The following is an 18,548-nucleotide window of genomic DNA, read 5'->3' as shown; positions in this document are numbered from 1 at the left end:
TCGGTAGGTCGTGGGAATGCTGGTTCCCGTCACGTCCCTGAGCGAAAGCCTGGTACTATTTGTTCTAAGCGCTGCGTGCGTCTGGGTGGCGGGCGCGCGGCTGGCCTATTTGGCAGATACGCTGGCAGATCGTTTCAAGCTGGCGAAGTCATTGGTAGGTCTGTTGTTGCTGTCGCTGGCCACGTCGCTGCCCGAAGTTGCCACAACCCTGACGGCTGCGGTTCAACAGTCGCGGGATCTGGTGCTGAATAACCTTTTTGGCGGCGTCGCATTGCAGACCGCGATGCTGGCGATGGCGGATTTCTGGGCGCGCGGTCCGATTACGAATTATCCCCGCAAGGCAAACCATGCGCTTGAGGCGACATTGTTGGTTTTGTTGCTGTCTGTGGCGCTGGTCGTCACGCATCTGGGCGAGACGTTTGTGGTGGCTGGTGTGGGTCTTGGCAGTGTCTGCATCGCCGTGATCTATGTTGGCGCGATCTGGTTGCTGCGCCGATACGATGGCAGCAGCGATTGGGTGCCAGTGGATTTGCCCGATCCTGATCCGCTTGCCTTTCCGGCACCGACAGGGCTGGCGCAGGCAGCGAATACCAGTCTGATCTGGCAAGCCATAGCTGCGTGCATTGCAATCTTGATTTTTGGTCTGTTGCTGGTCCTGTTTGCGGACCGCATTGCGGATCAATCTGGCCTCGGCACCGGGTTTATCGGTGTCACGTTGCTGGCCGCAGCAACCTCATTGCCTGAACTGACCACCAGTATCGCTGCGGTGCGTATCGGGGCCTATACGATGGCTATTTCGAACATCTTTGGCAGCAATCTGATCATGTTGGTGCTGGTCTTTCCCGCCGATATATTATTTCGCGGCGGCCCGATTTTGCAGGACACCTCGCGCACGGTCAGCCTTGCCCTTGCGTTTGGGCTGACGGTCACGGCGATTTACCTGACCGGGCTGATCGTGCGGCGCAAGCCGCGGATTGGTGTGTTTGGTCTGGATTCCATCCTTGTCTTGCTGACCTTTCTGGCCAGCCTTGTCGCGTATTATTATGCCCGGTGACCGGCGTCCCATCGGACAGAATGGCCTGTTCCCATGGGCTGGTTCAGGTTAGATCATAACCATGTCTGATTTATCTATAAAACCTGCTGCTATTGCTGACGTCCTTGCCGAAGAGATCATTCGGGGCGACATCGCTCAGGGTGCGCGGCTTGGGCAAGATCATATCGCCGAGCGGTTCAAGTGCAGTCACGTCCCCGCCCGAGAGGCGCTTCAGCGCCTTGTGCAGATGGAGCTTGCCACCTTTATCCCCAAGCGCGGCGTCAGGGCGTTCTCTTTGACTGACAAAGACCAAGACGACATTTTGGAGATGAGACTGGCGTTAGAGCCATTGGCGTTGGTGAAAGCGGTTGCTGAAATTACGCCCGCCGACTTGCATGAGATGGAGCGCCTCCGGCTGGCCTGCGACAATGCCAAAGACCCGATTTCATGGGAAAAAGCGAACCGGCAGTTCCATTTTGAAATCCTAAAACCCTGTGCGCGACCTCTTTTGCTGGGACGTATCGAACAGCTTCAGCGTCTTTCTGCACAGAGGTTTCATGCCAGATGGCGCGAAACATGGCGCAGCACCTCCGACAAGGATCACGTGGCGATCCTTCTGGCTATGGAGCGGCGGGACGAAAAATCTGCCTCTACGATCTTGAGGCGGCACCTGTCCCGAGGGTGAAACTCGGTCAGCCTTGCAAACTATCTATAATTTACTTATCCAGTGATTCTGGTTTAAATTTTAATAGATACTTGAAAGGTTCCAGATGTCTTCATCCCCAACGGCAGTTGTCCATAACAGTCACCAAGTCCTTGATGTGCAGAGTTTTTCCCTGCCGTGGAAAGTGGTGGCTGTCTTTTTCGGCACTCTCTTTCTGACAGTGTCATCTTATATCGAAGTTCCGATGGTCCCGGTTCCTGTCACGATGCAGACCTTTGCAGTCATGCTTGTCGGTGCCTTGTATGGGTGGCGCTTGGGCGGCGTCACAATTGCCGCCTGGTTGGCGGAGGGGGCTTTGGGGCTGCCGGTTCTGGCGGGCGGTGCTGGCGGCGCGCAACATTTCCTGGGCGCAACCGGTGGCTATCTCTTTGGCTTTCCGGTTGCAGGCATGATTGTTGGTTGGTTGACGGAACGCGGCTGGAACGGCCAGCGCGTCTGGATGTCGTTTCTTGCCATGCTTATCGGTAACGCGATCTGTCTGGTTCTGGGGGCCGCATGGCTTGCCGTGCTGATCGGTGTGGAACAGGCCATCATGGCCGGTGTCGTTCCCTTTATCATCGGTGGCATCCTCAAGTCCGGTCTGGGCGCGATGACGCTCAAGTTATTGACGCGCGATCCCAAAAACAGCGCCGAATGACCGTACGCCTGCGCGCGCACCATCTTCTTTGCCTGCTGACCTATATTGGCAAAGGGTACAGCCCCGCTTTCACAGACAATATGACCGTGATTGCGGGGCGCATCTCTGCCGGAGAGGATATCGAAATTATAGAAGGGCCAGATGATATCTGTGCGCCGCGTCTGGCGGAAACCGACGCCCATTGCGGAGAAAAAGGCATTCATGATCGCGACCGACAGGCGGCGCGCGACGTGGGCCGAATATTGCAGATGAAACTATGTGTCGGTGCAACCCTTTCGTTCGATAAACACAGGCTGAACCGCCTGCGCGCGGCGTTCGCCCAAGATCAGGTCAGGTCCGCCTGTCGCGATTGCCAGTGGGGCGACATTTGCACGGCGATTTCCACAGGCGGGTATCAAGAGACTGTGATTTGATCCCATTTGCTCTGTGACGTCGGCCCTTGAACACCGGGGTTTCATCGGTAGGAATGATGTAGCGCATGAAAGAGGCCGCAATGACTTTACCCTTTGATCCCCGAAAAATGGCGGACGGGCTTTATACTGGCCAGTTCTGTCCGATGTTCATCGATGGTGCATCTGTCCCCGCCCAATCGGGCGAGGTCATTGACGTTGTTGACCCCGCATCGGGACGGCATCTGGCGACGGTCCCGCGCGGCGGCGCGGCGGACGTTGATATCGCGGTTGCCGCAGCACGCCGTGCATTCGAAGGGCAATGGTCAAAATTCACGCCCTATGATCGGCAAGAAGTGCTGTTGCGCATCGCGGATCTGATGGAAAAGAATTGGGAGATGCTGTGCGTTTCCGACACGGTTGATATGGGCCTGCCGATCAGCCGGACCCTGGGCAACAAACGCCGCGTGATCGGGATGCTGCGGTTCTACGCCGGGCAGGCCACCGCGCTGCACGGCGATTACATTGAAAATTCAGTGTCCCAATCCATGATCTCTTACACCACGCGCGAACCTGTGGGGGTGGTGGGTGCGATCATCCCGTGGAACGCGCCAACTGCGGCTGCGATCTGGAAAATTGCGCCGGCGCTGGCCACCGGCTGTACCGTGGTATTGAAACCATCAGAAGAAGCGCCACTGACACCGTTATTGATTGCCAAGCTGATGCAAGAGGCGGGCGTGCCCGACGGCGTCGTGAATGTGGTCACAGGCACTGGCGCTGAGGCAGGCGCAAGGCTTGCTGCGCATCCAGATGTGAACAAGGTGGTCTTTACCGGGTCAACAGCAACGGGGCAGACCATTGCCCGCGCAGGCGTTGAAAACCTCAAGCGGATCACCCTAGAGCTGGGTGGCAAGTCGCCCATGATCATCTGCAAGGATGCCGACATAGCAAAGGCAATCCCGGTCGCGGCGATGGCGGTCTATGCCCATTCCGGCCAGATTTGCATCGCCGGGTCACGGCTGTTTGTCGCGCGTGAAATTCAGGACGAGTTTATTCAGGGGCTGTGTGAATTTGCAACCTCGCTCAAGATTGGGCATGGGCTGGATGCTGATACCGACCTTGGCCCGCTGATAAACGCGCAGCAGGCAGGCAAGGTCGAAGCCTATATTGCATCCGGGCAAGCGGAGGGCGCGCGATTGATCACCGGGGGTACTCGGCCTTCGGGTGTTGGGTATGACGGTGGCAACTTTCTGCGGCCTGCAATCTTTGCTGATGTTGACGACGACATGAAAATCGCCCGTGAAGAAATTTTTGGCCCGGTGGTGTCAGTGCTGCCCTTTGATACGTTGGACGAAGTCACAGCGCGCGCCAATGCAACGCAATATGGTTTGGCCGCCGGTATATTTACCCGCGACCTTAGCACTGCGCATAAAATGACCAAACGGATCAAGGCCGGATCGGTCTGGGTCAATATGTACCATGCCATCGACCCCGCCGTGCCGTTCGGAGGTCTGAAGATGTCAGGCTATGGCAAAGAAGGCGGGGTCGAGCACTTGCAGGCCTATCTCGACACCAAGGCGGTTTGGATACAGACCGACTGATGACAGCCTCGGCGCTGATGAGTGAGGGGAAATTTCGCGCCGTTCGGCAGGCTCGCTAAGCCCTTCATCCAACACCCTGGCACTGTGCAGAAGACAGATCACTGACGCGGCGGCATCCCAACTGCCCCAGCGCCCTGTCAAATTCATCTGCCAATACGTTAATCGCCGCATCGGCGCGCCCGGTGGCTGCCATGCCATACAGAAACGCACGACCAGCAAAGACGAAACGCGCTCCAAGTGCCAAAGCGCGGGCGATGTCTTCGCCGGTTCTGATGCCGCCGTCCATCATCACCTCCATGCGCGTACCGACCGCGCGCACCACGGCGGGCAGGGCGTCGATGCTGGCAATGGCGCAATCAAGCTGCCGGCCACCGTGGTTCGACACGATGACACCGTCGACACCGCGATCGGCCAACATCTCGGCGTCCTGCGGATGCAGGATGCCCTTGACGACCATCGGGCCTTTCCAGCGATCGCGCAGCCGGGAAATCTGATCCATGTCGACCGACGGGGAAATCTGCGCCGCCATGAAAGCCGCCAGCGACTGCGCCCCCGTTGCAGGCGCATACCGCTGTAGGTTGACGATGCGCGGCACCGGCTGACCCAGCGAGGCCCGCAGCCAAGCGGGGCGGGTTATCAATTGCGATGCGAACTTTGGCCCCATCTTCATCGGGAGCGCAAAGCCGTTGACAAGATCGCGCCGCCTTTTGCCCGGCAGTGCCACATCAACCGTAACGACCAGCGTGCGGTAGCCCACCGTTTCGGCGCGGGTTAGCAGGTCTTCGGTGATGCTGTCGTCTTTCGAGGTGTACAGTTGAAACCACCCCATCTCGCCTGCCGCCGGTGCGATATCTTCAATCAGTGAGCTGGAGGCGGTACTTTGGACATAGGCGATATTGGCATCCCTCGCGGCCTTGGCCAGCGCCAGGTCCATCCCCGGCCAGAGGATATTGGCAAGCCCGATTGGCGCAATCCCGACCGGCAGGGCATAGTCCTGTCCGAACAACGTGACCGCGCTGGTGCGGTCAGCGATGTCGCGCGGCGCGCGGGGGATCATTTGGATGTCATTAAGGCGCGCGATGTTGCGCGCCAGGGCGCTTTCGCGTCCGGCACCACCGTCGACGAAATCAAAGAACAGGCGCGGCACGCGTCGGCGGGCGCGCTTCTGGAAATGGTCAATAGATACGTCAACAGTAGTCACTTACAGCGTCCTTTCGGTAGAATTCCGGTGCCGCCGAAAGGCCGCGACCTCGCCCCAGACGGACCAGAGGATCGAGATCACGGAAACCACCAGAAAGGCCGCGCAGAGCGGGCGTGTCAGCAGCGGCAGATAGCTGTTATCGTAGATCACAAGACCTGAGCGCAGGTTCACCTCGGCCATCGGCGTCAGTATGTAGCCGATGATGAACGGGCCGGGCGGCACCTTGGCCTTGATCATCAGATACCCGGCAAGCGCAAACCCCAGCATGACACCAACGTCGAATATCCGGTTCGACACGGAAAATGCACCAAGCACGCAAAAGACCACGATGGGGGGCAGCAGGTAAGCGATGTTTACATACATCAACCGGGCGAGCAGGGGGGTCGCGACCACCATGATCACCAGCATCGCGATATTGCCTGCCAGCGCCCCGGCGATCACCGTATGCGCCACCTCGGGGTTCTGTGCGAACAGCAACGGACCGGGGTTGAGATTGTGAATAACCATCGCGCCGAGCAGGATTGCGGTGATCACCGAACCGGGGATACCCAGCGTGATCATCGGCACCAGCGCCCCCACGGTGCCAGCGTTATTAGCGGTCTCGGCGGCGATCACACCTTCCTCGGCCCCCTGGCCAAACCGTTCGGGGGTTTTCGACGCGGCGCGGGCCACCGAATAGGCGGCGATTGACGCCGTTGTGCCGCCTACGCCGGGCAGGATGCCGATCCATGTGCCGATCAGCGACGACCGGACATAGGTGCCTGCATAGTCGGTAAAGTCGCGCAGGCGGAAATTGACGCGCGTGCCACCCGCCGGGTCACGCTTGAGCTTTCTTGTCCGCATTTCGCAATCAACTAGGACCTGACTAAGGACAAGCACACCAAGGATGGCGGGCAGCAGGGTCAGCCCGTTTTCCATTCCCGGAACGTCAAAGGTCAGCCGCAGCATGCCGGAAATCGGATCGACGCCGGGCATCGAAATCGCAGCGCCAAGGGCGGCGGACAGCAACCCGTTGAGCAGACTGCCGCGCGATACCGCGGCGATCAGTGTCAGCGCCAGCACTGTCATCGCGAAAATCTCATAGGGGCCAAAGCGCACCGCGACCTTTGACAGGGCAGGCGAGAACAGCGCCAGCACAACCCAGGCGACAACCCCGCCAAAGAACGATGCCGCGACCCCAAGCCCAAGCGCGCGGCCGGGTTGCCCCTTGGCGGCCATCGGATAGCCGTCAAGCGTTGTCATGATTGCCGCCTCAGAGCCGGGCATCTGCATCAGCGTGGCGCTGATCAGCCCGCCCGTCGTGGCCCCGATGTACATCGAGATCAGCAACAAGAGCGCGTCATCGCCGGGCATGTAAAAGGTCGCGGGCAGGGCAAGCGCGATGATCATCGCACCCGACAGACCGGGGATCGACCCCACCAGGATGCCGATGCCTGCGCCCAGAAACACCCAGTACAGTCCGGCGGTAAAGACGTGAAGATAGACGTCGATCATCATGTAACCTTTTGTCGGCAATATGCGCTGCCGCTGTTGTGGGCGGGGTCAGAGATTGAGAAAGAACACTGTGCGAAAGATGTAATCCAAGCCCACCGCGCTGAGGGCGCTGGCAATGAGGATCGCGACGATCAGACGCGGATTGCGCTGCGTCGTCAGCAGCAGCATCCCCGCGCTAAGGAAAATCGCCGTGGTAATCCGAAACCCCGGCATTTCCGCCCAAAGTGCAATGACATAGGCACATATCAGCGCAAACATCGCCGCCATGCGCCAATGAAACCTTGGCGGCAGCAGTGGCACCAGGCGGTCAACGTCGGCGCGGGCGATGACGGTTGTCGTTATGATCTTGAGCCCGACAAGCACCAGGATGATCACAGCGATCCAGCGCGGGAACGCACCCGCCCCCAGCGGGTCATAGAACGCAGGCGGCATGTCGGCGACACCGGCCAGCGCCAGACCGGCGATCACCACCGCCAGCGTCAGAAATAGGATTTCGCTGATGTTTCTGGGCATGATGGACCAATGACGGCTGAGGGGGCAGGGGCGATGTGAACCGCCCCTGATACGTGGTAGATGCGCCCTTACTGGCCGGCAGCGCGAATGGCGTCGGCGACATCGACGAAGGATTGATACTCTACCTCGATCGCTTTGCGCAGGTCATCGCCGCGCAGGATGGCGACGTCTTCGCTGATCTTGGCGAGATAGGTTGTGACTTCTTCAGAACCCAGTGCCGCTTCCAGCGCGTCGGCAAGCGTGTCGATCCGGTCTTGCGGTGTGCCTTTGGGTGCCCAGAAACGACGCGACAGGCAAGAGGTTACATCATAGCCCAATTCCTTAGCCGTTGGGATGTCGGGTGCCATCGGCATACGTTCATCTGACAGCACGGCCAAGGGGCGCAGGTTTTCCTTGCCCCGCTCCAGCCATGGGGGGGACATCAGCGCCATATCGGCAAAGCCGCCTTCCATTGCCGCAAACCGTTTCGATGTGCCGCCCGTCGGCACCACTGTCCATTCCGCATCTGCGGCCTGCATCAGTTGGATCGACGGGAAATGCGTTACGCCGCCAATGGCATCGCCCTGTTTCAGAGCGCCGGGGTTGGCTTTTGCAAAGGTGATCAGATCGTCCAGGGTTTGAAAGTCTGACGCGATGGGCACCGCCATATACATGCAGCCCTGCGTGGCTTGCAAAACCGGTTCAAAATCGGCGGGGGTGAAATCGGCGCGGCCAAGGGCGGCGGCGGCGAACATTTCCTGGTGGATCTGCAAAATGGTATAGCCGTCGGGGTCGGCACCCAGCACCTGACGCATCCCGACAACGCCGCTGGCGCCTTCGGCGTTCACCACAATCAGCGGCACCGGCAATGTGTTATTCTTTTCCACAGCGGCCTGAATGGCGCGGGCTAGCCCGTCACTGCCACCCCCGGCACCAAAGCCGAGCACAAGTTTGATCGGCTGGCTAGGATAGGTGTCCTGCGCAACGGCGGTGGTTGCAAGCCCGGCAAGCGCGGCGGCCATCACCAGAGTTTTGGTAAACTTCATCATTCGGTCCTCCCAAACCTAATTTTTGTCCGCACCAGTTTGGCGCGCAGGACCAGATTCTCGGACTTGATCCTTGCGATATAGTCTGATTATAGATTATCTACATGTCAACTATATAAGAAAACGCACCTGCAAGGCAGGGGAGAAGGAGAACGCATGAAGATCAAGGAAATAAATGTCTATCCGGCCTTCATCCCCTGCGAACTGGAGTTGGGAGAGGCGAAAGCCGCCAATGCGCTGTCCTGTGCGGTGCTGGAGATCAAGACCGACGACGGGCTGACGGGCTATGGCTTTACCGCCATCACGGACGAGGAAGTGGTGGCGGCCATCGTGCGCGAATTGGTCGCGCCGGCGCTGCTGGACCATGATCCGCTGCACCGCGAGGCGATTGCGGAAAAACTCTATTGGTTGCTGACCCCGCGCGGGCAGACAGGCTATGCCAGCCATGTCATTTCTGCCGTCGATCTGGCGCTTTGGGATATTTTGGGCAAGATGACGGGCCTGCCATGCTGGCGTTTGATGGGCGGCGCCCGCGCCGAGGTGCCGCTGTATGTCACCTTTGGCTTTGGGTCGTTCAGCCGCGAACAATTGGTGCAGGCCGCGACCCATCTTAAGGGTGACGGTGTTACGCGGTTCAAGATGGTGGTCGGGGCGCAGGCGCTGGCGCGCCGTGATCAGGGCCGCCCGGTAGATGAGGTCATCCGCGAGGATGTGCGCCGCGTCGCCGCTGTACGCGAGGCGATCGGCAGCGAGGCGGAATTGTTCGTCGACGCAAATTGCAGCCTCGATCCCGGCTCTGCGCGCTATCTGGCGGACGCGATGCGCGACTGCCACGTCAGCTTTTTCGAGGAACCGATGCGCGACAACGATGTGCACAAGATGCGCGACCTGCGCCAGCAGACGGGCGTGCGTGTCGCGGCCGGACAGAACGAGGGGCAATTGTTCCGCTTTCGCGACCTGATCGTGAACGACGCGGTAGATGTCATTCAGCCGAATGTGGTGATCTGCGGCGGCTTTACCGCAGCGATGAAGATCGCCGGAATGGCGCAGGCGCATAACGTGACAATCGACAACGGCGGGGCGTTTCCGTTCCATAACATGCACCTGCACGCGGGCCTTGCCTCTGGCGGGCTGGTGGAATGGCACCTGATCTCGGTCGACATGTGCCGCCAGCTATATACCGGCCTGCCTGACCGGGTGGGGTCGACCCTGACGCTGCCCGAAACACCGGGGCTGGGGTTTGATGCAAATCCCGACGCGTTGCAGGAATTTGCGCAACGCGCCACGTCGCGCGGGGCCGGCAAAGGCTAAACAAGTTGGTGACGGCCATCGCTTCTGCTATTCCGGCGGGACGTTCGCCAATGGCACGGTTGCCTAGCCCGAGGGATATATGGTCAGAGATACTATGGCACAGAAAGATTTGCAGGCGTCGGCCAGTGCGGCTGCATCGGATTTTGACCTGGGGTTCCTGTCTGAATTCATCGGGTATCACCTGCGCTTGGCCTATGACGAATCCTATCGCAGCTTTGCCGAAGCTCTGGGCGACGACGCCCTGCGGCGCGGCAGCTTTGGCCTGCTCTGTCTAATCTCGAAAAATCCCGGCATCACCCAGATCGAATTGTGCCGCACCGCAGGTCTGGATAAATCCAGCGTCGCCAATGCCATGCGCGAGCTGGAAGATGCGGGGTTGATCATCCGCCGCCGCGTGGAAACGGATCGCCGCGCCTATGCCAGCGAGTTGACGGACACGGGCCGCGAACAACATGCCCGCATGTTGGCCAAAGCGACGGCCTATGTCGATCACATCGAAGGCATATTGGGGGCAGAGCGGGGATCACAGCTGCTGAACATCTTGCAGCAGTTGATCGGCGCCCTGCGCAACGGCCGGGAAGCGGGTGATTTCGCGGCGATCGCGCAGCTCTCTGGGGTTGAACCGTCGGAATCCGATCTGGCGCGCTGATGCTAATGGCCTCGCGCTACGTTGGCGCCAAGGCGCTTTCTGTCTGCGCCGGGGCCCGCCATATCCCCCAATTCGCGTCCGCCGAATTTTTTTTCGCGACCACTGTTGAATAATCGGACAAATGTGTCCACTTAACGCGAATGAAACAAAGAGCTGATGCAGAAGAAAACCAGAATGCCTTGATGGCCGCCGCCAGCGAGGTGTTTGCCGAACACGGCGTCGACGCCCCTTTGGATTTGATCCGAATGCGTGCCGGGGTGGGGCGTGCCACGATGTATCGGCATTTCCCCGACCGCCGCGTTCTGCATCTCGCGCTTGTGGCGCGGTCGCTTGAACGGTTCGAGACCTGCCGTCCGAAACCGGGCAATCGCACCGTTGACCTCGTTGATCTGCTTGCACTTGCGGCACAAGAAGCCGCCCGTAGCCCCGCGCTTCATGCCGTTTGGGACAAGGTCCGCCTTGACCCGGAGGCGGCCGAACTCGTCGATCGGTTGACCACCGTTTTCAGCGGCCCTTTGCAACGCGCCAAAAAAGCTGGCCGGGCGACCGCCTGGCTTTGCGTTGAAGATATGTTTCTTGCGGTCCGCATGCTTGGCGCCGCCAGCCGCGGCGTGTCGCAACCTGCGCGCCAAGCCGAAGCAGCGCGCGCCCTATCCATCCTTATCGAAGGCCTCGGGACCCGTCCGCCCGCGCCATTGGAGTTTCAAGATGACACCGTCTGAACCAGCAGCCCCGCAACAATCTGCACCGGTCCCCGGATCAAACCCGGCAAAGCCACTGGCGTTGCTGATCATCGTCACCATCGCATTAATTGCCGGATGGTACGCGCTTTCGGACCGCCACGCGCCCAGCACCGCACGGGCCGTCATATCGGCAAAAGTTGTCCAGATCGCTCCGCGCGTGTCGGGCCGGGTGACGCAGGTCATGGTCCAGGATAACGAGGTGATCGAGGCCGGCGGCACATTGTTCCAGATCGACGACAGACCCTTCGCGCTGGCTGTTGAACAGGCACGGGCGCAGCTCGACCAAGCGACACAGTCTATCGACGCCTCATCGGCGCAACTGTCCGCCACCTATGCGCAGGTGGCTCAGGGCAGGGCGAACTTTGAGAATGCGAAGTCCGAGAACGCCCGGATCGAACAGCTTGCTGAACGCGGGCTGGTTCCAACGTCACAGCGCGATGCCTCGCGCACGCAACTTGCCAACGCCGAAGCGGCGCTGAAGGCCGCCGAGGCCCAGTCAAAAGGCGCCGAGGCGAACCTTGGCGTGACAGGTGAGGACAATCCGCAGATCAGGGCGGCGCAACTCGCGCTCGAACAAGCGGAATATGACCTGCTGTCGACCGATGTCGTCGCGCCGCGGCGCGGGGTTGTGACCAACCTTCAACTGGCGCCGGGTCAATTCGTCGGCGCCGGTCAACCCGCCTTGACGTTCATCGAGGACGAGGGCGTGTGGATCACGGCCGAGCTGCGCGAAAACCAACTGGTCGAGATCGACGCCGGGGACCGTGCGACGCTGGTCTTCGACGCCCATCCCGGCCGGATTTACGAAGGGCGCGTTCAGAGCCTTGGATGGGGTATCAATCCCGGCCGGTCCCAGGCGGGCGGCCTGCCGGTCAACGCCCCAAGCAATCAGTGGTTTGAACCGGCCCGCCGGATGCCGGTGCGGATCGAGATTGACGGCGGTCTTGACGCCTGGCCACCAAAGGCGCGCGTCGGCGGCAATGTCTCGGTGTTGGTTCATGCCACGGGGGACGGGTTTATCGATACCATCGCCTCGGGGTTTCAGCGCGCCGGGTCTTGGCTGACCGCGCTTTACTGAGGGCACCAGCATGTATGTAGCCCCACGCCCCCGGCGCGATGACGACCCGCATTTCGCGCTGCGTCTTGGGCTTCTTTGCGTGATCTGCTTTGCAGCGATCCAGTGGATTCAACCGGTGGTCCCCGCCCTGGTGGTGACCCTGCCCATTGCCATTCTCGCAGGACAGCGCAAGCGGTTCGATCCGGTGCTGGGTCTGGTCGCGCCGCTGTTGTTCATCGTCATCATCTGGGCGATGACGCTCGTTGTCTCGCTGACCCAACCGACCCCCATGCTGATGATTGCAATTGCCTTCTGGATTTTCTTTGCCGGCTTTTGGGTGATCCGCCGCACGGGCAGTCCGATCGGTATGTTGGTCATCATGGCCGCCGCCCTTATGTCGATCATGGGGCTGAAGAACCCCGCGATGCTGTTCTACTTTCGAGATGGGTTTACCCAAGGCGCACTGCTCAGCATTATTACGGTGCCATTGCTCTATTGGCTGATCCCGCCTGCCAGCAAAATGGCACATTACCGCGAGGTCGAGCTGATCAAAGATCGCCACGGCATCGGATCGCTGAACCGGGCCTTCGTCCTTCTGCTTCTGTGCTTTTGGCTTTATGCGGTGATGCCGGCCTCTGACATGATCCTTGCCATAGGGGCGATCTTTGTGCTGGTTTTCCCCACCAAAGGGCAGGCCGCCTCGGAAGCCGTGCAACGCACGCTGGCCACGCTATACGGTACCGGTGCCGCGCTTTTGATCCTCCTGATCCTAAGCTGGAATGCCCATTTTGCCATGTTGCTGGGTTTGGTGGCGCTGGCCGGTGTTCTGTTTGGATGGAAGATGATGGAAGGGTGGCAGCCGAGTATGGTTTATCAATATGGGCTGTCCGTCTGTATCGCGATGGTAGCCATCGCACTGTCCAGCCAATCGCCCGCTTATGCCTCGATCATGCGCATCCTGCTGACCGGCGCAGGGGCCATTTCTGCCGCGATGCTCATAGGGGTGCTGGACAGTTTGCTGCTCAACCCCAAAGCGCCGGAACCCGCATGATTTGCCTGCGGCGCTTTGGGCTTATCAGAGGTCTCGCCTGTTGGGCATCTGGTGCGCCGGGCCATCAGGCAGGCGACAAACGGTCATGCACCGGACAGGGGTGTCTAGACCCGTTGAATGGCCCAGTCAGACATCTGCGGCAATAGGTGATCCAGAACGGCCTGAAACGCCCCTACAATTTCCTTGGGGTCGGCGCTGGATACCTGTTGCGCCTGTGCAAAGCGGCGCGACCCGACGATGCGCTGATCTTTGTCATTGATGACAGACAGATTCAGATCCACCTGAACCTCGAATGGTCCACCTGCCAAGGCATAGACCTCAAACGCGTCAATTCTGACCAGCAGTGCCTTGTCGGGTATCGGCCCCGCGTCGCTGCGGCCGACATAGGCGATACGGCCCGAACCGGATATGCTGCGCACCAGCAGGGATTGGATCACCGCAGGTAATTCGTCGCTCCAGCGTGCATTGGGCAGGTAAGTGATCGACGCGAGATCGGGTTTTATAACGATCCTGTCAGTAGCGAGCGCCGCCGAGGCCTGGGGGCGCGCCACCAGCAATGTTCGCGATGTTCGCCCCCCCGCGCCGGACCCCGCCGCGGGGCGTAGATCGTAGGTATCAAGCGGTTTGGCGGCCGCGTTGATAGAGGTAATGGCTCCACATCCACCAAGCGAGCAGATCGCGCCAATCAATGCTGTGCGGCGGGTCATTTCCAACATGGGTCTACTTTCTATAATCAGGGACCCGGCCATCCAGAATGAACCGTGCCGGGTCGCGTTCAATGCGGCGGGTCAAATCGCCAAGGGTAGTCACCAGCCTGCGCGCCTCGGCGGCAAGGCGGGTCAGCTCAGGCAGTCCTTTGGAGGTAAAATCACCAATGCCGGGCGCCGATTGTGCAACGGCGCCCTGGATTTGGCGGGCCACGGCATCACTCCGGGCAATCAGGGCGCGCAGTTCTGATGTTATGGCGGGCATATCTTTGGTCACATCTGTCACCGCCTGACTGATCTGCGTAGACGCCGTGCGGATATCCGTCATCATCGGCGCAATATCAGTGTTCAGCACATCCGACGCGGCATCAAATGTGGCCTGCGCCGACCCCAACGCGCCTTCGGCCACCTCAAGCGTGTCGTCTATCGCGCTTAGGCTGGTCTGCGCTCTGGCAAACAACGCATTGGCGGAGTCCACGGCCAGGTGTGCATCCTGCGCCAAGGGTTCAAACTGGCCGGTCAGGGCTGTGAAGTCTGCGGCAACGGCATCGACGGCCTTGCTTGCGGTCGCAACCCCGGTGCGAATGTCAGCCATGATCGCGGGGACATCGTTCAGGACGATCAACTCAATTGTCGAAATCGCCGCCTTGGCATCAGCCAGAACGCCCCGTGCATCGGAAACCAACCGGGTGCCGTCGCCGTCAACAAGTTGATCAAAGCTGTTTGACGCTTCGGTCACGGCCATGAACGCGGTATTGGCCTCTTGCAGCGATCCTTCTAGTTCGGCCAGCCGGGCGTTCAGCAGGTCTGCGGTTTGGGCGAACCCGTCGAGCGTGGCACCGGACCGGGCCTGCAAGTCGGTGATGGCTGCCGTCGCCAGCGATGCCGCCTCGGCCACTTGCCCCAGTATCTCAGGCACCTGACCGTTCAGAATGAGATTTGCCTGATCAAAGGTATCTTTGGCACTGGCAACCGCGTCAACCGAACTTTCGAGCGCCTTATCTGCTGTTTCAAATGCACCCGTGGCCGCAACCAATGTGCCATCTGCCTGCTCAAGCGTGCGCGTGACAGAGGCGCCGATTGTATCCAGCCGATCAGTAAACGCCGTAATCTGAACGGTCGCATCCCGAACGGTGCCGGAAATCTGTGAAAAATCGTCCAACGCCTGATCCAGACGGGCCGACGACCTATCCAGATTGCTCAGGATGTTCGTGACGTGGGCCTGATTATCCGGCCCGGTCAGGGCCTGAAACTGCTTCAGCAATTTCGTCGCTTCCTCCAACAGATCGGGGGCGTCCTGCACCAATGTCTGTAGGTTCGAGCGGCGCGATGGAATGATCTTCCAGCCCTGCGCGTTTGCCACCAGCGGCGGCGCCTCGGGTGTGCCCCCTGACAATGAGATATAGGCGACGCCGGTCACGCCTTGGGATTGCAGTTGGGCAACTGTGTCAGACCGTACCGGCGTCTCCGCCTCAATCTCGATGGTGGTAAACACCTTGGAAGGGTCGGCCTTATCGACGCGCAAATCAATGACACGCCCCACCTGAATACCGTTAAAAGAAACCTCGCCAGAGGGATCAAGGCCCGAGACATCTTCGAACAGGATGCCATAGCTTTGGTATTGCTTGTTCACCTGAACGCTGGCCAGCCAAACGAAAAATGCCAACGTCCCTAGAATGGACAGCAACGTGAAAACGCCAATCAGAATGTAATTCGCACGGGTTTCCATCACTGCGCCCCTTCATGCTGGGCAGAAGAGAGCGCGGCCCGCGCGCGGGGCCCGTGGAAATATTCATGTACCCATGGGTGATCAACACGCAGCATTTCGGACATGGTTCCAACCGCCAGCACCTTTTGATCGGCCAAAACTGCGATCCGGTCACAGATTGCATGCAGGCTGTCCAGATCATGCGTCACCAGAAAAACCGTCAGCCCCAAAGACGCCTGCAATTGTTTGATCAGAATATCAAACGCGGCGGCCCCGATGGGATCAAGCCCCGCGGTCGGTTCATCGAGAAAGACAATTTCGGGGTCCAGCGCAATGGCCCGCGCGAACCCTGCACGCTTGCGCATGCCGCCCGACAACTCGGATGGATATTTGGCCATCGCGTTTTCTGGCAGGCCGACCATGCGCACTTTGATCCCCGCCAGCGTCTCTCGCAGTGTGTCATCAAGCGTCAGTTGTTCGCGCATTGGTGCTTCGACGTTCTGGCGCACCGTGAGTGAGGAAAACAATGCGCCATCTTGAAACATCACCCCCCACCGGCGGCGCAGTGCGCGGAACTGCGCATCAGACGTTGCGCGCACGCTTTCGCCGAATACTTCGATCTGGCCGCTGTTCGGGGCCAGCAGCCCCACAATTGCACGCAACAGCACCGATTTACCGGTGCCAGAGCCACCGACAACGCCGATGATTTCCCCCCGTCGCACATCCAGATCAAGACCATCATGCACCGTGTGGTCGCCAAATCGCGTCACCAGATTGCGCACTTTGATGATGGGTTCCTGACCGCTGTCCATCACACCCCCACCACTGCAAAAAAGATCGAAAACATGGCGTCAACGACGATGACCATGAAGATCGACAACACGACGGACGCCGACGTCAGCCGACCTAAGGATTCCGCGTTCCCGCCGACTTGCATGCCCTCGTAACAGCCAATGATGCCGATGATCAGCGCGAAAAACGGCGCTTTGATCATGCCGACACCAAAATGCCAGACGTCCGTATTGCCGACCAACCGCGTCTGAAACACAGCCGGCGAAACACCCAGTTCAATCCACGACATCAACGCACCGCCAATCAGCCCGGATATATCCGCGATCAATCCCAGTGCGGGCAGCATCAGGATCAACGCAACCACACGCGGCACAACGAGGATCGTCACCGGATCAAGCCCGAGAGTGCGCATCGCGTCGATTTCCTCGCGCATTTTCATTGACCCAATCGCCGCAGTAAAGGCCGAGCCAGAGCGCCCCGCGACAATGATGGATGTGAGCAGAATGCCAAGTTCGCGCAGGATCGAGATGGCGATCAGATCAACGACAAACACCTCGGCGCCGAACTGGCGCAACTGCGCTGAGCCCTGAAATGCCAGAACCACGCCGATCAGGAACGCCATCAGCGCCACGATCGGCACCGCGCTGACGCCAATTTCCTGACAGTGATGCACCACCGATGTCAGGCGCAGCCGCGTGGGGTGTCGGATGATGCCACCCAATGTTGCAATCACCTGCCCCAGAAACGCAACCAATTCGACCGTCATGCGCAGCCCGCGCATTACCTTTCGCCCAAAGATTTCCAGCCGATCGGGAAGGTTCAGCGGTTTTGGACGGGCCAGATCATCGGGCGGCATGTTACGCTGAACCGTCTCAATCAGCTGCATCTGCGCCGCAGTGGCCCCTTTGATATCAAGCACCTCCCCGCGCCGCGCCGCCTGGGCGCGCTGTTCAACAAGGAACCAGGCCCCTGCCGTATCCAAATGTGACAGGCCTGAAATATCAATAAACTGCGCCCCACCCGGGACCACCGCGCGTGCATCGGTTGCCAACTGTGCCAAGGTGTCGATCAGCAGATGCCCCGTCAACGTCAGGTTACCTTGCGCAATCGAGGCGCTGACCTTTCGCTGCTGCAAGGCCGCAGGTCTACTCATGTGGTGCCGCAATATGGATTGGCCCCCACGCCCCACCCGCAGAACACCGCGTCAACCAAAAGCCGACGCCCCACAGGACCATGCCACCGCAAAACATCTGCATACCAAGAAGATCAAAGGGCATGTTCCATTTCCTTGCCTGCACTGACGCATTCGCAAGGTCGGTCTATGCCTGATGACGGCACAACGTATTGATGCAGATCAACTTTGCCATCGCCGAGATGCGTCAATGTTCTGGAACGACCTGCCGTCTTTGCACCGTGTTCCAGCTAAATCTAACGGGGATTTTTCACAGCATGCCATCAGCCACTTATATCGCTGCCAGCCTATGCGCTGTCTTATTGTCCGCCTGCGTCAACACATCTGTCGACATGTCCAAAGACGTACAGCGTGGGCAGCTCATCTACACGGCGGAATGCGCGCAATGCCACGGCGCGCGCGGCCAAGGCGGCGGATCTGCCGCGGCTGGCCTGGGCGTGGCCCCGCCTGATTTGGCGGGCCTCAAGCAGCGCAACGATGGATATTTTCCGCGCGAATTTGTTAGCCGGTTTGTCATGGGCCAGCTTGAAAAGGACGATCCCAACTCACCGATGCCCGATTTCTCTGCCACCGGGCTGCGCCATGTCTACCCCAATGGCGGCGCAGACGGCGAAGTGCTGGAGTCAGATTTCCTGGACCTGCTGACCTACCTCGAAGCGATTCAGGAATAAGTCGGACAGGCATCGTCAAGCCAATCATACTGATGTTGTTGGCAGGTGAA

General features: G+C 59.7%; 19 protein-coding genes. 11 read left to right on the top strand and 8 right to left on the bottom strand.

The genetic code is table 11. The features are described 5' to 3' along the window. Positions 1 to 16 precede the first annotated feature (16 nt). The 5 genes from AC1965_RS19530 (at position 17) to AC1965_RS19510 (ending at position 4,384) form a co-directional block, all read left to right on the top strand. Complete coding sequence (locus tag AC1965_RS19530) at positions 17 to 1,054, top strand: sodium:calcium antiporter (RefSeq protein WP_483887258.1); 1,038 nt, start codon at positions 17 to 19, stop codon at positions 1,052 to 1,054. 61 nt (positions 1,055 to 1,115) lie between these two features. Continuing rightward, positions 1,116 to 1,718, top strand: coding sequence for a GntR family transcriptional regulator (locus tag AC1965_RS19525; RefSeq protein WP_483887257.1), 603 nt, complete (start codon positions 1,116 to 1,118; stop codon positions 1,716 to 1,718). A gap of 85 nt (positions 1,719 to 1,803) precedes the next feature. Beyond that, entirely contained in the window at positions 1,804 to 2,394 is a 591-nt protein-coding gene (locus AC1965_RS19520) for a biotin transporter BioY (protein ID WP_483887256.1), read from the top strand. Further along, positions 2,391 to 2,807 (top strand): DUF1284 domain-containing protein, encoded by a 417-nt coding sequence (locus tag AC1965_RS19515; protein WP_483887255.1) that lies wholly within the window; start codon positions 2,391 to 2,393, stop codon positions 2,805 to 2,807. Before AC1965_RS19520 ends, AC1965_RS19515 begins: the two co-directional genes overlap by 4 nt. An 80-nt stretch (positions 2,808 to 2,887) precedes the next feature. Then, positions 2,888 to 4,384 (top strand): aldehyde dehydrogenase family protein, encoded by a 1,497-nt coding sequence (locus tag AC1965_RS19510; protein WP_483887350.1) that lies wholly within the window; start codon positions 2,888 to 2,890, stop codon positions 4,382 to 4,384. A gap of 64 nt (positions 4,385 to 4,448) precedes the next feature. On the opposite strand, the gene AC1965_RS19505 is transcribed toward AC1965_RS19510, so the two are convergent. The 4 genes from AC1965_RS19505 to AC1965_RS19490 form a co-directional block, all read right to left on the bottom strand. Continuing rightward, positions 4,449 to 5,585 (bottom strand): alpha-hydroxy acid oxidase, encoded by a 1,137-nt coding sequence (locus AC1965_RS19505; RefSeq protein ID WP_483887254.1) that lies wholly within the window; start codon positions 5,583 to 5,585, stop codon positions 4,449 to 4,451. Continuing rightward, the gene (locus AC1965_RS19500) at positions 5,586 to 7,082 is read right to left on the bottom strand and encodes a tripartite tricarboxylate transporter permease (protein ID WP_483887253.1); all 1,497 of its coding nucleotides are present in this window, start codon (positions 7,080 to 7,082) and stop codon (positions 5,586 to 5,588) included. Positions 7,083 to 7,127: 45 nt separating this feature from the next. Then, complete coding sequence (locus tag AC1965_RS19495) at positions 7,128 to 7,592, bottom strand: tripartite tricarboxylate transporter TctB family protein (protein ID WP_483887252.1); 465 nt, start codon at positions 7,590 to 7,592, stop codon at positions 7,128 to 7,130. 68 nt (positions 7,593 to 7,660) lie between these two features. Continuing rightward, on the bottom strand, positions 7,661 to 8,620 hold the full coding sequence (locus tag AC1965_RS19490) for a tripartite tricarboxylate transporter substrate binding protein (RefSeq protein WP_483887251.1): 960 nt from the start codon (positions 8,618 to 8,620) through the stop codon (positions 7,661 to 7,663). A 153-nt stretch (positions 8,621 to 8,773) separates the two neighbouring features. On the opposite strand from AC1965_RS19490, the gene AC1965_RS19485 reads away from it, so the two are divergent. The 5 genes from AC1965_RS19485 (at position 8,774) to AC1965_RS19465 (ending at position 13,428) form a co-directional block, all read left to right on the top strand. Continuing rightward, positions 8,774 to 9,928 (top strand): mandelate racemase/muconate lactonizing enzyme family protein, encoded by a 1,155-nt coding sequence (locus AC1965_RS19485; protein WP_483887250.1) that lies wholly within the window; start codon positions 8,774 to 8,776, stop codon positions 9,926 to 9,928. A 94-nt stretch (positions 9,929 to 10,022) separates the two neighbouring features. After that, the gene (locus AC1965_RS19480) at positions 10,023 to 10,577 is read left to right on the top strand and encodes a MarR family winged helix-turn-helix transcriptional regulator (protein WP_483887249.1); all 555 of its coding nucleotides are present in this window, start codon (positions 10,023 to 10,025) and stop codon (positions 10,575 to 10,577) included. Positions 10,578 to 10,717: 140 nt separating this feature from the next. After that, complete coding sequence (locus tag AC1965_RS19475; protein WP_483887248.1) at positions 10,718 to 11,299, top strand: TetR family transcriptional regulator; 582 nt, start codon at positions 10,718 to 10,720, stop codon at positions 11,297 to 11,299. Further along, a complete protein-coding gene (locus AC1965_RS19470) occupies positions 11,286 to 12,398 on the top strand; it encodes an HlyD family secretion protein (protein WP_483887247.1) in 1,113 nt (370 codons plus the stop codon). The genes AC1965_RS19475 and AC1965_RS19470 overlap by 14 nt, the downstream gene beginning before the upstream one ends. A gap of 10 nt (positions 12,399 to 12,408) precedes the next feature. After that, a complete protein-coding gene (locus AC1965_RS19465; protein ID WP_483887246.1) occupies positions 12,409 to 13,428 on the top strand; it encodes an FUSC family protein in 1,020 nt (339 codons plus the stop codon). Between the two features lie 104 nt (positions 13,429 to 13,532). Here the strand turns inward: AC1965_RS19465 and AC1965_RS19460 are convergent, their stop codons facing one another. Genes AC1965_RS19460 through AC1965_RS19445 form a run of 4 tightly spaced genes read right to left on the bottom strand, consistent with a single transcriptional unit; the run spans position 13,533 to position 17,788 of the window. Continuing rightward, complete coding sequence (locus tag AC1965_RS19460) at positions 13,533 to 14,144, bottom strand: ABC-type transport auxiliary lipoprotein family protein (protein WP_483887245.1); 612 nt, start codon at positions 14,142 to 14,144, stop codon at positions 13,533 to 13,535. Between the two features lie 4 nt (positions 14,145 to 14,148). Beyond that, on the bottom strand, positions 14,149 to 15,864 hold the full coding sequence (locus AC1965_RS19455; protein WP_483887244.1) for an MlaD family protein: 1,716 nt from the start codon (positions 15,862 to 15,864) through the stop codon (positions 14,149 to 14,151). Then, positions 15,864 to 16,655 (bottom strand): ABC transporter ATP-binding protein, encoded by a 792-nt coding sequence (locus tag AC1965_RS19450; protein WP_483887243.1) that lies wholly within the window; start codon positions 16,653 to 16,655, stop codon positions 15,864 to 15,866. Before AC1965_RS19450 ends, AC1965_RS19455 begins: the two co-directional genes overlap by 1 nt. Continuing rightward, the gene (locus tag AC1965_RS19445; protein ID WP_483887242.1) at positions 16,655 to 17,788 is read right to left on the bottom strand and encodes an MlaE family lipid ABC transporter permease subunit; all 1,134 of its coding nucleotides are present in this window, start codon (positions 17,786 to 17,788) and stop codon (positions 16,655 to 16,657) included. Before AC1965_RS19445 ends, AC1965_RS19450 begins: the two co-directional genes overlap by 1 nt. A 371-nt stretch (positions 17,789 to 18,159) precedes the next feature. Here AC1965_RS19445 and AC1965_RS19440 point away from each other — a divergent pair, with 371 nt between their 5' ends. After that, positions 18,160 to 18,498 (top strand): c-type cytochrome, encoded by a 339-nt coding sequence (locus tag AC1965_RS19440; protein WP_483887241.1) that lies wholly within the window; start codon positions 18,160 to 18,162, stop codon positions 18,496 to 18,498. Positions 18,499 to 18,548 lie beyond the last annotated feature (50 nt).

This window comes from Sulfitobacter sp. KMM 9851 (genome assembly GCF_057178245.1).
This window is presented reverse-complemented; position numbering and strand designations above follow the sequence as displayed.

Coding starts and splice junctions, on each gene's coding strand:
- AC1965_RS19475 (WP_483887248.1), top strand. CDS start 10,718: ATGAAACAAAGAGCTGATGCAGAAGAAAACCAGAATGCCTTGATGGCC.
- AC1965_RS19530 (WP_483887258.1), top strand. CDS start 17: ATGCTGGTTCCCGTCACGTCCCTGAGCGAAAGCCTGGTACTATTTGTT.
- AC1965_RS19480 (WP_483887249.1), top strand. CDS start 10,023: ATGGCACAGAAAGATTTGCAGGCGTCGGCCAGTGCGGCTGCATCGGAT.
- AC1965_RS19440 (WP_483887241.1), top strand. CDS start 18,160: ATGTCCAAAGACGTACAGCGTGGGCAGCTCATCTACACGGCGGAATGC.
- AC1965_RS19515 (WP_483887255.1), top strand. CDS start 2,391: ATGACCGTACGCCTGCGCGCGCACCATCTTCTTTGCCTGCTGACCTAT.
- AC1965_RS19490 (WP_483887251.1), bottom strand. CDS start 8,620: ATGATGAAGTTTACCAAAACTCTGGTGATGGCCGCCGCGCTTGCCGGG.
- AC1965_RS19500 (WP_483887253.1), bottom strand. CDS start 7,082: ATGATGATCGACGTCTATCTTCACGTCTTTACCGCCGGACTGTACTGG.
- AC1965_RS19510 (WP_483887350.1), top strand. CDS start 2,888: ATGACTTTACCCTTTGATCCCCGAAAAATGGCGGACGGGCTTTATACT.
- AC1965_RS19485 (WP_483887250.1), top strand. CDS start 8,774: ATGAAGATCAAGGAAATAAATGTCTATCCGGCCTTCATCCCCTGCGAA.
- AC1965_RS19495 (WP_483887252.1), bottom strand. CDS start 7,592: ATGCCCAGAAACATCAGCGAAATCCTATTTCTGACGCTGGCGGTGGTG.
- AC1965_RS19465 (WP_483887246.1), top strand. CDS start 12,409: ATGTATGTAGCCCCACGCCCCCGGCGCGATGACGACCCGCATTTCGCG.
- AC1965_RS19525 (WP_483887257.1), top strand. CDS start 1,116: ATGTCTGATTTATCTATAAAACCTGCTGCTATTGCTGACGTCCTTGCC.
- AC1965_RS19520 (WP_483887256.1), top strand. CDS start 1,804: ATGTCTTCATCCCCAACGGCAGTTGTCCATAACAGTCACCAAGTCCTT.
- AC1965_RS19445 (WP_483887242.1), bottom strand. CDS start 17,788: ATGAGTAGACCTGCGGCCTTGCAGCAGCGAAAGGTCAGCGCCTCGATT.
- AC1965_RS19455 (WP_483887244.1), bottom strand. CDS start 15,864: ATGGAAACCCGTGCGAATTACATTCTGATTGGCGTTTTCACGTTGCTG.
- AC1965_RS19470 (WP_483887247.1), top strand. CDS start 11,286: ATGACACCGTCTGAACCAGCAGCCCCGCAACAATCTGCACCGGTCCCC.
- AC1965_RS19460 (WP_483887245.1), bottom strand. CDS start 14,144: ATGTTGGAAATGACCCGCCGCACAGCATTGATTGGCGCGATCTGCTCG.
- AC1965_RS19450 (WP_483887243.1), bottom strand. CDS start 16,655: ATGGACAGCGGTCAGGAACCCATCATCAAAGTGCGCAATCTGGTGACG.